Here is a 13,919-nt window from a genome sequence, read left to right as displayed (position 1 = left end):
CTGACGAGGGCTTGCGGAGCTGTGCGGCCGGTCGTGAGGCGGGCCCGCGGGAACCTCTCGCCGGCGCCGGGACCCGCTGCGGGTCAGGCCATCTCGCCCCAGGCCCCGATCACGGCCCGGGCCTGGGCCGCGCCGCGCGCGTAGGGCATCTGGCCGAGCAGGTCGAGCACCTGCGGCGGATGCACGTCGTAGAACTCCTGCAGCAGACGCAACTGGGGGAGGGCCTCGGCCCGCGGCAGGTCGCGGGCCACGTCGGCCGCGGTGCGGTGCGGACGGGTGACCGGCACACCCTCGACGGTGTGCAGGTGCTCGGGCGGGACGTCGACCTGCCGGGCCCGGACCCCCGGGATACGCGGGGAACGCCGGTTGCGGCCGATGATCAGGTCGAGCCGCTCGGGCAACGGCGGGGTGGGTGCACCTGCGGCCGCACACGAGCGGGGACACAGCCCGGTGTGCAGCCAGGCCGCCGTGCCGAAACCGAGCGACCGGCCGCGGCCCGCGTCGATCTCGCGGTCGCCGAGTTTCATGCGCACCGCCCGGGCCCGCACCGCCGGTGTCACCGCGACGTCGGCGGCGACCAGCACCCCGGGCAGGATCTCGCGGGCCAGCCCGTCACGCAGAAGCTCAGCGCGCTCGAGCCCGCGGGCGAGGATGAGAAGAGAGGCGTCGTCCGTCGTCGTCACCCCTCAAAGGTGCCTCTTCGCGTCCCCCGAAGCAGTCGGCAGGACAGCACCTGTGGAAACCGGTGCTGTCCTGCCGACCTGTGGAAAGCCCCTGTCAGTCGGTGAACTCGTTCTGAGCCTGCTGGGCCTGCTCGAGCCAGGCGCGGCGGGACACCAGGGACGCCTCGAGTTCCTTGATCTTGCGGGCGTTCCCGGACGCCTGGGCCTTGGCCAGATCGGCCTCGGCGTCGGCGATGGTGCGCTCGAGCTGCGTCACCATGTCGTTGGCGCGGGCCCGCGCCTCCGGGTTGCTGCGCTTCCACTTGTCCTGCTCGGCGTCACGCACGGCCTGCTCGACCCGGCGCAGACGGCCCTCGATGCGCTGCATGTCGTTGCGCGGCACCTTGCCGGCCTCGTCCCAGCGCACCTGGAGGTCGCGCAGGGCGGCCTTGGCGGCGTTCAGGTCCTTGACCGGGAGGAGCGCCTCGGCCTCGTCGGCGAGACGCTCCTTCACCTCGAGGTTGCCCGCGAACTCCTCGTCGAGCGCGGAGTTCGCGTCCTGACGGGCGCTGAAGAAGGCGTCCTGCGCGGCGCGGAACCGGGCCCACAGCGCGTCGTCGTCCTTCTTCGAGGCCCGGCCGGCCGTCTTCCAGCGGGTCATCAGGTCGCGGTAGGCGGAGGCCGTCGCACCCCAGTCGGTGGACCGGCTCAGCGACTCGGCCTCGGCGATGAGCTGCTCCTTGGCCGCCTTCGCCGAGTGCCGCTCCTCGTCGAGCGCACCGAAGTAGTGCCGGCGCTTACGGTCGAACGAGGTGCGGGCGTGGCTGAACCGCTTCCACAGCTCGTCTTCCGTGTGCTTGTCGAGGCGCGACTCCTTCTGCAGGCGGCGCCACTCGTCGAAGAGCTCCCGCAGCCGGTCGCCGGAGGTCTTCCAGGGGATGCGCTGCGGGTCGGCCCCGGCCAGCGTCTCCGCCTCCTCCACCAGCACGGTGCGCTCGGCGATGATCGCCGCCCGGGCCTCCTGCTTGGCCTTCTGGTTCTCCTCGCGCAGGTGCTCCACGGCCGGCGCGAGCGCCGTCAGCCGGGTGAGCAGCCCGTCGAGGTCACCGACGGCGTTCGCGTCGCGGATCGAGGGCTCGAGCCGCTTGATGGTGGTCTCGGAGTCCCCGGGGGAGACCTGACCGGCCTTCACCCGCTGCTCGAGCAGACTCACCTGCGCGGCCAGGTCCTCGTACTTGCGCACGAAGTAGGCCAGGGCCTCGTCCTGGGTGACACCCGGGTACTGGCCGACCTTGCGTTCCCCGTCGGGCGTCCGCACCCAGACGGTGCCGTCCTCGTCCGCGCGGCCCCACTCTTGTCCGGTCACGATCTCACGCCTTCTGCTTTGCCACCCATGTCAACCCCGTCAACCCCGTGTGCCTTGCCAGCCCCGTACGTGCTGTGATGCCCTGCGCCCCGCGTCACCCGGACACCTTGGTCGACTCGATCGACACGGCCGAGACCGGCGTGCCGTCCTGGGAGCCGTCGCTGACGCCACCCTCGGCGACCTTCTTGACCACGTCCAGGCCCTTGGTGATCTTGCCGAGCACCGTGTAGCCGCCGACGTCGTCGTCCGGGATGTCGGTGTCCCCGTAGACCAGGAAGAACTGGCTGCCCATGCTCTCGGCGTCACCACCGGCCCGGGCCATCGCCACGGTGCCCTCTTCGTAGGTACGGGACGTGGCCCCGGACTTCTTGCTCGGCGCGTTCTCGATCGGGCCGTAGGTGTAGCCCGGGCCGCCCGTGCCGGTACCGGTCGGGTCGCCGCACTGCAGCACCTCGAACCGCTCGGCGGTGGTCAGACGGTGGCACGGGGTGCCGTCGTAGAACCCGTCCTTCGCCAGCTGCACCATCGAGGCCACGGCCTGCGGGGCCGCCTTGCCGTCGAGGCTGATCGTGATGTCGCCGCAGGTGGTCTTGACGTCGACCGTCCAGGTCCGGCCCTCGGCGCCGGACTTCGCCGGCACCTTGTCGTACTGCTTCGGGCTCTCCGGAGCGGTCACGTCGACCGTGGGGCACGTGGACTTGGCGTCGCTCACCGCCGAGCTCGCACTCGCCGCGGGGGTGCTCGCCGCCGAGGTGCTCGCCTCGTCGTCGTCCTTGCCCTGGTTCGCCAGGAGGAACGCCGCGGCGATCACCAGGACCACGACGACGGAACCGCCGCCGACGGCCAGCCGCTGGCGCACCTTGCGGTTCTGTGCGCGCTTGGCGGCGAGCCGGTCCTGCCACTCCTCGTAACGACGCTTCTCGTAGGCGCGCTCCCGATTCTTCGGGGTCACGTGCTGCCCTCCATGCCGTTTTCGCCCCGCGGACCACTGTCGGCGGGTCACCCGTTACGCAGTCTAGGGGGTACGAGCTGTGTGTTCGCCGTAGTGAGCAGCAACGACGTGCCGAGCGGCGGACGGTGGCTCGTGCCGACCCCGGTGGGGAGCCTGATCGCCCCGGGTCCAGCCTGCCCTAGTCTCGGGGAATGCTGGTTCTCGGGTTCCCCTCAGAGGTGTTCGGCACCAACTGCTACGTCCTCGCCCCGGCCGCGGGGGAGGAGTGCGTCATCGTGGATCCCGGTGTCGCCGTGGTGGACCAGCTCGCCGAGGTGCTGACCGAGCACCGTCTCAAGCCCGCCGCCGTCGTGGTGACCCACGGTCACGTCGACCACGTGTTCTCGGTGACTCCGGTCTGCGGCGCCCACGGGGTCGCGCTGACGGTGCACGAAGACGACCGCTACCGGCTGAAGGACCCTCTCGGGTCGCTGCCCGAGGACTTCGGCGCCATGCTGCGCCAGCAGTTCGGCAGCACGGGCTGGAAGGAACCGGACGACGTGCGCACCGTCGCGGACGGGGAGCGTCTCGCGGCGGCCGGGCTGGACCTGGCCGTGGTGCACGCCCCCGGCCACACCGAGGGCTCGGTGATGTTCGCGCTCGACGCCCTGCCCGAGGGCATGGCCTCCGAGGCGGGCCTGACCAGCACCCTGCTCAGCGGTGACGTGCTGTTCGCCGGGTCGATCGGGCGCACCGACCTGCCCGGTGGCGACTCCGAGGCGATGAACCGCTCGCTGCGGGAACGGGTTCTGCCCCTCGACGACTCCACGCTGGTGCTGCCCGGCCACGGCTCCCCGACCACGATCGGGCGGGAACGGCGCGACAACCCGTTCCTGCGGGCGGTGATGTAGGCGGTCACAGCAAACGGAGCTGTTCCCGCGCGGGATCCTCGCGCGCGTCGGGCATGCTCCCGGCGGGAAAACGGCTCTCCGGGTCACCGGGGATGCCGGCCGCCCCGGCGCCCCGGGACCGCTCCCCGGGTGGTCGCTCACCCCGGCCGGAGGATGGTGTCGCGCCCGCCGGGCGGCCGATGCGGCGGATCCCGCCGCCGGGCTGACCGCCCTCCAGGGCTCCCTCGATGTCCGCGCGGCGTTGCCGGGTGCGGATGCTGCCCAGATCGTGGCCCTCGCCCCGCCGTTCCGCCGGGGCCCGGTCGGGGAACGCGCCGGGTGTCGTTGCGGGCGCCGTCCCGGGGGTCGCGTCGGGTGCTGTGTCGGGTGCTGCTTCGGGTGGCGTGCCGGTTTCGGCGCCGGTGATGCCGTGGCGGCGCAGCAGTGGCTGCACCCGCCCGGCGAGCCAGCGGCGGTAGTCGGGGGACGCGTAGGCGCCCTTGCCGTACAGCTCCCGGTAGCGGCGCACGAGTTTCGGGTGCTCGCGCTGCAGCCAGCCGAAGAACCACTCGCGCGCACCCGGCCTCAGGTGCAGGGGAACCACCGTGACGCCCGTGGCCCCGGCCCGGGCCAGCCGCCCGATCGCCTCGTCGAGGTGCTCGTCGGAGTCGGTGAGCCAGGGCAGCACCGGGGCCAGGAACACGCCGCAGGGCAGGCCGGCGTCGCGGGCAGCCCGCACCACCTCGAGACGGGCCCTGGGACTCGGCGTGCCGGGCTCGAGACTGCGGTGCAGTGACTCGTGCCAGATCGCGATGGACATGCCCAGCCCGACCGGCACGTCGGCCGAGACCTCTTGCAGCAGTGGCAGATCGCGCCGCAGCAGCCCGCCCTTGGTGAGGATCGAGAACGGGGTGCCGGAGTCGGCCAGCGCCCGGATCACCCCGGGCATGAGCCGGTAACGGCCCTCGGCGCGCTGGTAGGGATCGGTGTTGGTGCCCAGCGCCACGTGCTCGCGGCCCCAGCCCGGGCGGGTCAGCTCGCGCCGCAGCACCTCGACCAGGTTGACCTTGACCACGATCTCGCTGTCGAAGCCGGTGCCGGTGTCGAGCTCCAGGTAGGAGTGGGTGCCGCGGGCGAAACAGTAGACGCAGGCGTGACTGCACCCGCGGTACGGATTGACCGTCCAGCGGAAGGGCATCGGGGAGTCGCCCGGCACCCGGTTGAGGGCGCTGCGGGACATCACCTCGTGGAAGGTCATGCCCGCGAACTCGGGTGTGGTGACGGTGCGCAGCAACCCGCGCAGTGCCGGGGCGTCGAGCCCCGGCAGAGCAGGTGCCGCCACCGGGCCGGACCCTCCGAACGGCCCGGGGGCGTCACCGCTGACCCGCTGTGAATCCCAGCGCATGAGCTTCATTCGAACACGTGTTCGAACACAGTGCAAGCACCTGCGGGTCTCGGGTGTGGACGCCGCGGCGGGACCTTTGCGTTGCCACCACGGAGTGTCACCTGGGACGCCGGACGCCGCGACCCGAGAGGGTCCCGCGGACACCGGCCCGCGACGCACGGAAGAACCCGCGTGAACCTGTCGGTGCACGTCCGTAGAATCGCCTGCGTCCCGTCAGCCATGAGACAAAGACTTCGAGAGGCCACACCGTGCTGCGCACCCATCAGGCCGGGTCCCTGCGACCCGGTCACGTCGGCGAAACCGTCATCCTCACCGGATGGGTCGCCTCCCGCCGGGATCACGGCGGGGTGGCGTTCGTCGACCTGCGCGATGCCTCCGGCGTCGCCCAGGTGGTCGTGCGCGACGAGCAGGTGGCCCACGGCCTGCGCTCCGAGTACTGCCTCCGCATCACCGGCGAGGTCTCGCCGCGTCCCGAGGGCAACGAGAACCCCGCCCTCGCCACCGGCGCGATCGAGGTCATCGCGAGTGAGGTGGAGGTGCTCAACGAGTCCGCCCCGCTGCCGTTCCAGCTCGACGACCACATCGAGGTCGGCGAGGAGACGCGGCTCAAGTACCGCTACCTCGACCTGCGCCGCAGCGGCCCGGCCGCGGCCATCCGGCTGCGCAGCAAGGTCAACCAGGCCGCGCGCAACGTGCTGCTCGACCGTGACTTCGTCGAGATCGAGACGCCGACCCTCACCCGGTCCACGCCCGAGGGCGCCCGTGACTTCGTGGTGCCCGCGCGCCTGAAGCCCGGCTCCTGGTACGCCCTTCCGCAGAGCCCGCAGCTGTTCAAGCAGCTGCTCATGGTCGGCGGCATGGAGCGCTACTTCCAGATCGCCCGCTGCTACCGCGACGAGGACTTCCGGGCCGACCGTCAGCCGGAGTTCACCCAGCTCGACATCGAGATGTCGTTCGTCGAGCAGGACGACGTGATCGAGATCGGCGAGTCCATCGTCAAGGCGCTGTGGAAGCTCATCGGCCACGAGATCACCACGCCGATCCCGCGCATGACCTACGCCGACGCGATGGCGAAGTACGGCTCCGACAAGCCCGACCTGCGCTTCGGCAACGAGCTCGTCGACATGACGAAGTACTTCGCGGCCACGCCGTTCCGGGTGTTCCAGAACGAGTACGTCGGTGCGGTGGTCATGCCCGGCGGTGGCTCCCAGCCGCGCCGTCAGCTCGACGCCTGGCAGGAGTGGGCCAAGCAGCGGGGCGCCCGCGGCCTGGCCTACGTGCTGATCGGTGAAGACGGCGAGCTCTCCGGTCCCGTCGCCAAGAACATCTCCGAGGCCGAGCGCGCCGGCCTGGCCGAGGCCGTCGGCGCGAAGCCGGGTGACTGCGTCTTCTTCGGCGCCGGCGTCACCTCCGAGGCCCGGGCCCTGCTCGGCGCCGCCCGTCTGGAGATCGGCAAGCGCTGCGGCCTGATCGACGAGAGCCGCTGGGAGTTCGTCTGGATCGTCGACGCCCCGCTGTTCGAGCCCGCTTCCGCGGCCGTCGCCAGTGGTGACGTGGCGGTCGGCTCGGGTGCGTGGACGGCGGTGCACCACGCCTTCACCTCGCCGAAGCCGGAGTGGATCGACAAGTTCGAGTCCGACCCGGGCAACGCCCTGGCCTACGCCTACGACATCGTCTGCAACGGCAACGAGATCGGTGGTGGGTCGATCCGTATCCACCAGCGGGCCGTGCAGGAGCGCGTCTTCACCATGATGGGCCTCAGCGACGACGACGCCCAGGAGAAGTTCGGCTTCCTGCTCGACGCCTTCAAGTTCGGCGCACCGCCGCACGGCGGCATCGCCTTCGGGTGGGACCGCATCGTCATGCTGCTGTCGGGTGCCGACTCGCTGCGTGAGGTCATCGCGTTCCCGAAGAGCGGCGGCGGTTACGACCCGCTGACGGCCGCGCCGGCCCCGATCACCCCGGCTCAGCGCAAGGAGGCCGGTGTGGACTACGTGCCGCCGAAGCCCAAGACCGACGCCGAGAAGGGCGAGAAGGCCGAGGCCCAGCAGGGCTGATCGACCTTCGCACCGCTCTTCGCACCACGAACCCCCGGCCGCTGCGGCCGGGGGTTCGTCGTTTTGCCCCGAAAAGATTCGGAAATTTGTCGCCGAAATGCCGAACATTCCGGAGTCCGCCAGCATCTCTATCTACGTCGGCAACGGAATGCCGGCGGTCCGGCCCACCGGCCGGAGGATCGAGAGGAGCCAGGGATGGCCAACGCACGACGCGGCACCAGCACCAGCGCCCGCCCCCGCACGACGCGTGCGGCCCTGTCCGGCTCCCGGTCGGGGGTTCGGCCGGAAGCACGACCCGGCGCGACCTCCCGGGCTGCTTCCGGCCCGGCTTCCGGCGCGGCGCCCGGCACCCGGCTCCTGGGTCTTCCGGCGGCGGGGATCTGCTTCCTGCTGGGCAGCAGCGCCCTCGGTGCGCTGGGCGTGGGTCTGCTGGTGTCGATGGTCTTCGTGGCCATGTCGTCGATGAATCAGCCCGCCGACGAGGCCGGCAGCCGGTTCTGAGCGATCCGACCTGAACGGCCCGCAGGATCCGAACGGTCTCGCAGGGCCTGAACGGTCTCGCAGCGCCTGAACGACACGGACGGCACGGGAGGGGCGGACGATGGCACGCAGACGACGGGGTCGTAAGCGCAGGGCCCTGATCCTCGGGATGATCGCCGGGGTGGTGGCACTCAGCCTAACCGCGAATCCGGTGGTGGGAGCGGCCGTCGGTCTGGCCGTGATGTTCCTGGCTCTGTTGCTGGCACCTTCGCGGCGGCGGCGTCCGGGCTATGCGGACGGTGGCGGTGGCGGTGACTACGGCAATTCCGGGGACTCCGGTGGCTGGGGCGACGGCGGCGACAGCGGTGGTGGTGACGGCGGCGGTGGCGGTGACTGACCGACGCGTATGCCTGGCCGGCGCGTGTGCCTGACGGCGTGGGTGCCTGGCCGAAGTGAGCGCCCGGCCGGCGCGAGTGACTGACGGCGTGGGTGTCTGGCCGAAGCGAAGTGCCTGACCGGCGTGAGTGACTGGCCGACGCGAGTGACTGACGGCGCGAGTGTCTGGCCGAAGCGAAGTGCCTGACCGGCGTGAGCGAGTGGCTGAAGTGAGTGCCCGGCCGACGCGACTGCCTGGCCGACGAGAGCGACGGGCCGACAGGGCGAAACCGGCGGCGGCGTCCGTCGTGACGCAACCCGCGCGGACGGTGAGCGGGGTGACCGAGGTGCGCACCGCGTCCGTACCTGATCTGTCCCCGGAACGGGCCTCTAAAATGGCGCCATGGGACACGTGAGCAACTCTGACCCCGCCGGGCCGAGATCGTGAGCGCTCGGCTGCTGAGGCTGGCGATCCCCGCGGTCGTCTTCTTCGTGATCGTCGTCGGCGTGAACCTGCTGCTCGGCAACGGGATCGTGCCCGGGCTGGTGATCGGTCTCGTCGCGGTGGCCGCGTTCATGGGGGCCGAGCTGGTGTTCGGCAGAACAGGCAAGCCCGACAGCAACGACAGCAACGGCAACGACAGCAACGACGGCGCCAACGGCGCGGCCTGAGGTCCGTTCCGCCCCGCACCGGCCGACTGGGCGCGGAGCATCACCCGGCGCCGGATAATCTGCAGTCCTGATGGCCGACCTGTTCTCCGACGACAACGACTCCGACAACGACACCGTGGGCCCCCCGTCCGCCCTGAACCCCGTACGCCCGGGCAGTCTCGGGCACGCCGGCAGTGGTGACCGCCCACCCCTCGCGGTGCGGATGCGCCCGCGCGCCCTCGACGAACTCGTCGGTCAGGAGCACCTGCTCGGCCCGGGGTCCCCGCTGCGCCGCCTCGCCGAGGGGGCCGACGGACTGGCCGGACCCGCGTCCGTCATTCTCTGGGGCCCCCCGGGAGCCGGGAAGACGACACTCGCCCACGTCGTCTCTAACACCGGCGGACGCCGGTTCGTCGAGCTCTCGGCGGTCACCGCCGGGGTCAAGGACGTGCGCCGGGTGATGGAGGAGGCGCGTGAGCTGCGGGACAAGTCCGAGACCCGCACCGTGCTGTTCCTCGACGAGATCCACCGCTTCACCAAGTCCCAGCAGGACGGCCTGCTGCCCGGCGTGGAGAACCGCTGGGTGATCCTGGTGGCGGCGACCACCGAGAACCCCTCGTTCAGCGTCATCTCGCCGTTGCTGTCGCGCTCGCTGCTGCTGACGCTGCGCCAGCTCGACGACGAGGACATCGCGAGACTGCTGCAGCGTGCGGTCGCGGACGAGCGGGGCCTGAACGGCACGGTGACGCTCACCGACGGGGCGACCCAGGACCTGGTGCGCCTGAGCGCCGGTGACGCCCGGAGGGCCCTGACCAGCCTCGAGGCCGCCGCCGGCAGCGCCCTCAGCAAGGACCAGACGGAGATCACCAGCGAGGACGTCGAGCAGGCCGTCGACAAGGCGATGGTGCGCTACGACCGCGAGGGTGACCAGCACTACGACATCACCAGCGCCCTGATCAAGAGCATCCGCGGGTCGGACGTCGACGCGGCCCTGCACTACCTGGCGCGCATGGTGGAGGCGGGGGAGGACCCCAAGTTCATCGCCCGGCGGCTGATGATCGCGGCCTCCGAGGAGATCGCGATGGCCGACCCGACCGCCCTGCAGGTGGCGGTCGCGGCGGCCCAGGCGGTGCAGATGATCGGCATGCCGGAGGGCCGGATCATCCTGGCCCAGGCCACCGTCCACCTGGCCATGGCGCCGAAGTCGAACGCCTCGTACATGGCCCTGAACGCGGCGATGCAGGACGTGCGGGCCGGCCTGGGCGGGCCGGTGCCCGCCGACCTGCGCGACGCGCACTACACCGGGGCCAAGAAGCTCGGCCACGGGCGGGGTTACAAGTACGCCCACGACCACCCGCACGGCGTGGTCTCGCAGCAGTACCTGCCCGACGACCTGGCCGGGCGCGAGTACTACGTGCCCACCGACCGCGGCGCCGAGCGCGGCATGGCCGAGCGCCTGTCCCGCCTGCGCGCCGTGCTGCGGGGCGGCCTCAAACGCCGCTGACGGCGCCCGGGAACGGCGAGAGCCCTACTCCGCACGGCGATACCTCCGGTCCGCGATAGGGTCAACCCCGTTCCGGCAGGGATGTCACCGGTTTCCGGTGTCTTGACCGGCCGGGACTCGTCAACCGCAGCGCGCGATGAAAGGGAACATCATGTCGGTGGGCGGTATCGCCGGGCTCATCGCGGCCGTAGCCTTCGTCCTCCTCGTCGGCGCGCTCGCGTACCCCCTGATCAAGCTGGGAAAGGTGCTGGACGAGGCCCGGGTCACCGTGCGTGGCCTCTCGGACGGTGCCCTCCCTCTGCTGTCGGAGGTCACCACCACGGTGGCGTCGACCAACGCACAGCTCGGCAAGGTCGACACCATCACGAACAACGTGGCCCAGGTGTCGACCAACGTCTCGGCGCTGACGGCTCTCTTCGCCGCCACTCTCGGGTCGCCGGTGGTCAAGGTCGCGGCGTTCAGCTACGGCGTGCGCCAGGCGATCAGCGGACGCAAGTCGCGGAAGAGGTGACGCGGTAATGGCGAGGCTCTTCTGGATCGCGGTCGGAGCGGGAGCGGGCGTGTACGTCGTCCGCAAGTTCTCCAAGACCGTCGAGCAGTACACACCGGCCGGGATGAGCAACTCGCTCGCCTCGGTCGGTGACGGCCTGCGCGAGATGGCCGCGGTGATCCGAGAGGGAATGGCCGAACGGGAGCAGGAGTTGCGGGTCGCACTGGGTGTCGACGCCGGGACGATGGACCCGCAGACCGCACAATCGCTGATGCAGGACCCCACCGGACCGGGCGCCTACGAGGACCCCTCCAGGGACACCCGCTACTACTGATCCCACGGTAAATGCCTGGCCGTCCACCGTGCCCCTGAGGCACGGTGGACGGACGGCTGTAACCGACAAACACCTGTGACGCGAAAGGTCAGATCCATGGAGACGGCAGAGATCCGCCGCCGCTGGCTGCGGTACTTCTCGACTCGTGGGCACACGGTCGTGCCGAGTGCTCCGCTGCTGTACGACGACCCCACCCTGCTGTTCGTCAACGCCGGCATGGTCCCGTTCAAGCCCTACATGCTGGGTCAGGAGACGCCGCCGTTCGAGCGCGCCACCAGTGTGCAGAAGTGCATCCGTACCCTCGACATCGACGAGGTCGGCAAGACCAGCCGCCACGGCACGTTCTTCCAGATGAACGGCAACTTCTCCTTCGGTGACTACTTCAAGGAGAAGGCGATCGAGCTGGCCTGGGAGCTGATCACCCGGCCCCAGGAAGACGGCGGCTACGGGCTCGACGAGTCCCGCCTCTGGGTCACCGTGCTGCAGGGCGACGAGGAGTCGCGGCAGCTCTGGAAGCGCATCGCGGAACTGCCCGACGAGCGCATCGTGCAGCGTGGTCTGGCCGACAACTACTGGCACATGGGCGTTCCCGGCCCGGGCGGTCCCTGCAGCGAGATCTACTTCGACCGCGGCCCGCAGTACGGGCGCGAGGGTGGTCCGGAGGCCGACGAGGACCGCTACCTCGAGATCTGGAACCTCGTCTTCATGCAGGAGATGCTGAGCGAGGTCCGCACCAAGATCGACTTCGACGTCGAGGCCCCGCTTCCGTCGAAGAACATCGACACCGGCATGGGCCTCGAGCGCATGGCCAGCCTGCTGCAGGGTGTCGACAACCTCTACGAGATCGACGAGGTCTACCCCGTCATCTCCCGCGTCGAGGAGATCACCGGCAAGCGCTACGGCGCGAACCACCAGGACGACGTGCGCATGCGCGTCATCGCCGACCACGTGCGCTCCGGCCTGATGCTCATCGGCGACGGCGTGACCCCGTCCAACGAGGCGCGCGGCTACGTGCTGCGCCGTCTGCTGCGCCGCGTGACCCGCTCGGTGCGGCTGCTCGGCGTGCAGGACTCCTCGCTCGTCGACCTGCTCACCGTGTCGAAGAACCGGATGGCGCAGTCGTACCCGGAGCTCGAGGAGAACTTCGCGCGCATCAGCCAGATCGCGCAGGCCGAGGAGCAGGCGTTCACCCGCACGCTCAGCTCGGGCACGACGATCCTCGACACGGCGGTGGCCAGCGCCAAGCAGGCGGGCGAGAGCACGCTGTCCGGTGAGCGCGCGTTCCAGCTGCACGACACCTACGGCTTCCCGATCGACCTGACCCTGGAGATGGCGGGCGAGCAGGGCCTGACCGTCGACCACGACGGGTTCCGCCGGCTGATGGCCGAGCAGCGCAACCGCGCGAAGGCCGACGCGAAGGCGAAGAAGGTCGGCCACGCCGACACCTCGGTCTACCGCGAGCTGCGCGAGCCCGGCATCACCGAGTTCACCGGCTACCGCGAGCTGTCGACCGACTCCACCGTGCGTGGCCTGGTCGTCGACGGTCAGCGCGTGGAGGCGGCCGACAAGGGCCAGACCATCCAGATCGTGCTGGAGCGCACCCCGTTCTACGCCGAGTCCGGTGGCCAGATCGCCGACGAGGGCGAGATCACCGCCGACGGCGCGCGCCTGCGGGTGCTCGACGTGCAGCGCCCGGTCAAGGGCCTGATCGTGCACACGGTCGAGGTCACCGAGGGCACGATCCGTTCCGGCTCGGACGTTTTCGCGAGCGTCGACCGGGAATGGCGGCTGTCCGCCTGCCAGGCGCACTCCGGCACCCACGTGGTGCACGCGGCGCTGCGCCAGGTGCTCGGCCCGACGGCGCTGCAGAGCGGTTCCTACAACCGGCCCGGCTACCTGCGGCTCGACTTCGCCTGGACCTCCGCCCTGGAGTCCGCGGTGAAGGAGGAGCTGGAGCAGGTCGCGAACCTGGCCCTGCGCTACGACTACCCGGTGTCGGCGACCTACATGCCGATCTCCAAGGCCCGTGAGCTCGGCGCGCTGGCGCTGTTCGGCGAGACCTACGACGAGGAGGTCCGCGTCGTCGAGATGGGCGGCGCCTGGTCGCGGGAGCTGTGCGGTGGCACGCACGTCGAGCACAGCTCGCAGATCGGGGCGATCACGCTGATCGGCGAGTCGTCGATCGGTTCCGGCACCCGCCGGGTCGAGGCCTACGTCGGCCTGGACGCCCTGCGCTTCCTGGGCCGCGAGCGGGCCCTGGTCAGCCAGCTCACCGAGGCGCTCAAGGTGCGCCCGGAGGAGCTGCCGGAGCGGGTCAGCTCGCTCGTCGCCCGCCTGCGCGAGGCCGAGAAGGAGCTCGAGAAGGGCCGTCGCCAGGCGCTTCTCAACGCGGCCGGTTCGCTGGTCGACAGCGCGGCCGACGTCAACGGCGTCGCCGTGGTCACGCACGACGCGGGTCCGGTCGACCCGGCCGACGCCCGGGCGCTCGCGCTCGACGTGCGTGGCCGGATCGCGAACAGCCGGGCCGGGGTGGTCGCGGTCGCCGCGGTCGCCAAGGACCGCCCGGTGGTCGTCATCGCGACCAACGAGGAGGCCCGCGCCCGTGGCGTCAAGGCCGGCGAGCTGGTGCGCGAGGCCGCCAAGGTGCTCGGCGGCGGTGGCGGCGGCAAGGACGACGTGGCCCAGGGTGGTGGCACCGACGCGTCCAAGATCGGTGAGGCGCTCGCGCGCATCCAGGCCGTCGTCGCCGAGCGATCGGCGTAACCCGTGCGGCA

Annotated in this window: 12 protein-coding genes and 1 pseudogene; 9 read left to right on the top strand and 4 right to left on the bottom strand. The window is 71.0% G+C overall.

Going from position 1 to position 13,919, the window contains the following annotated elements:
- Positions 1–83: 83 nt before the first annotated feature.
- From J2S57_RS00410 to J2S57_RS00400, 3 genes are all read right to left on the bottom strand, one after another.
- Complete coding sequence (locus tag J2S57_RS00410) at positions 84–683, bottom strand: type IV toxin-antitoxin system AbiEi family antitoxin (protein WP_307236684.1); 600 nt, start codon at positions 681–683, stop codon at positions 84–86.
- 94 nt (positions 684–777) lie between these two features.
- Entirely contained in the window at positions 778–2,028 is a 1,251-nt protein-coding gene (locus tag J2S57_RS00405) for a DUF349 domain-containing protein (RefSeq protein ID WP_307236681.1), read from the bottom strand.
- Positions 2,029–2,122: 94 nt separating this feature from the next.
- Positions 2,123–2,980 carry a peptidylprolyl isomerase gene (locus tag J2S57_RS00400; protein ID WP_307236678.1) on the bottom strand — a complete coding sequence of 286 codons (858 nt, stop codon included), beginning with the start codon at positions 2,978–2,980 and terminating at the stop codon, positions 2,123–2,125.
- A 191-nt stretch (positions 2,981–3,171) separates the two neighbouring features.
- On the opposite strand from J2S57_RS00400, the gene J2S57_RS00395 reads away from it, so the two are divergent.
- Entirely contained in the window at positions 3,172–3,870 is a 699-nt protein-coding gene (locus J2S57_RS00395; protein ID WP_307236675.1) for an MBL fold metallo-hydrolase, read from the top strand.
- 325 nt (positions 3,871–4,195) lie between these two features.
- On the opposite strand, the pseudogene J2S57_RS00390 reads toward J2S57_RS00395, so the two are convergent.
- Positions 4,196–5,254, bottom strand: a pseudogene (locus J2S57_RS00390) (Rv2578c family radical SAM protein); the annotation flags it as partial.
- Positions 5,255–5,502: 248 nt separating this feature from the next.
- On the opposite strand from J2S57_RS00390, the gene aspS reads away from it, so the two are divergent.
- The 8 genes from aspS (at position 5,503) to alaS (ending at position 13,908) form a co-directional block, all read left to right on the top strand.
- Positions 5,503–7,311 (top strand): aspartate--tRNA ligase, encoded by a 1,809-nt coding sequence (gene aspS / locus J2S57_RS00385; RefSeq protein ID WP_307236670.1) that lies wholly within the window; start codon positions 5,503–5,505, stop codon positions 7,309–7,311.
- Between the two features lie 195 nt (positions 7,312–7,506).
- Positions 7,507–7,812, top strand: coding sequence for a hypothetical protein (locus tag J2S57_RS00380; protein WP_307236668.1), 306 nt, complete (start codon positions 7,507–7,509; stop codon positions 7,810–7,812).
- 100 nt (positions 7,813–7,912) lie between these two features.
- A complete protein-coding gene (locus J2S57_RS00375) occupies positions 7,913–8,188 on the top strand; it encodes a hypothetical protein (RefSeq protein WP_307236665.1) in 276 nt (91 codons plus the stop codon).
- Positions 8,189–8,610: 422 nt separating this feature from the next.
- Positions 8,611–8,838: a hypothetical protein gene (locus J2S57_RS00370; RefSeq protein WP_307236662.1), complete on the top strand. Its 228-nt coding sequence runs from the start codon at positions 8,611–8,613 to the stop codon at positions 8,836–8,838.
- 70 nt (positions 8,839–8,908) lie between these two features.
- Positions 8,909–10,321: a replication-associated recombination protein A gene (locus J2S57_RS00365; RefSeq protein WP_307236659.1), complete on the top strand. Its 1,413-nt coding sequence runs from the start codon at positions 8,909–8,911 to the stop codon at positions 10,319–10,321.
- A 151-nt stretch (positions 10,322–10,472) separates the two neighbouring features.
- Entirely contained in the window at positions 10,473–10,832 is a 360-nt protein-coding gene (locus J2S57_RS00360; RefSeq protein WP_370882537.1) for a DUF948 domain-containing protein, read from the top strand.
- Positions 10,833–10,839: 7 nt separating this feature from the next.
- A complete protein-coding gene (locus tag J2S57_RS00355; RefSeq protein ID WP_307236654.1) occupies positions 10,840–11,145 on the top strand; it encodes a DUF6167 family protein in 306 nt (101 codons plus the stop codon).
- A gap of 96 nt (positions 11,146–11,241) precedes the next feature.
- Positions 11,242–13,908 carry an alanine--tRNA ligase gene (alaS, locus tag J2S57_RS00350; RefSeq protein WP_307236651.1) on the top strand — a complete coding sequence of 889 codons (2,667 nt, stop codon included), beginning with the start codon at positions 11,242–11,244 and terminating at the stop codon, positions 13,906–13,908.
- Positions 13,909–13,919 lie beyond the last annotated feature (11 nt).

This window comes from Kineosporia succinea, assembly GCF_030811555.1.
Classification (GTDB): Bacteria; Actinomycetota; Actinomycetes; order Actinomycetales; family Kineosporiaceae; genus Kineosporia; species Kineosporia succinea.
Note: the sequence above shows the minus strand (reverse complement) of the source record. Positions and strands in the feature narration are given on the sequence as shown.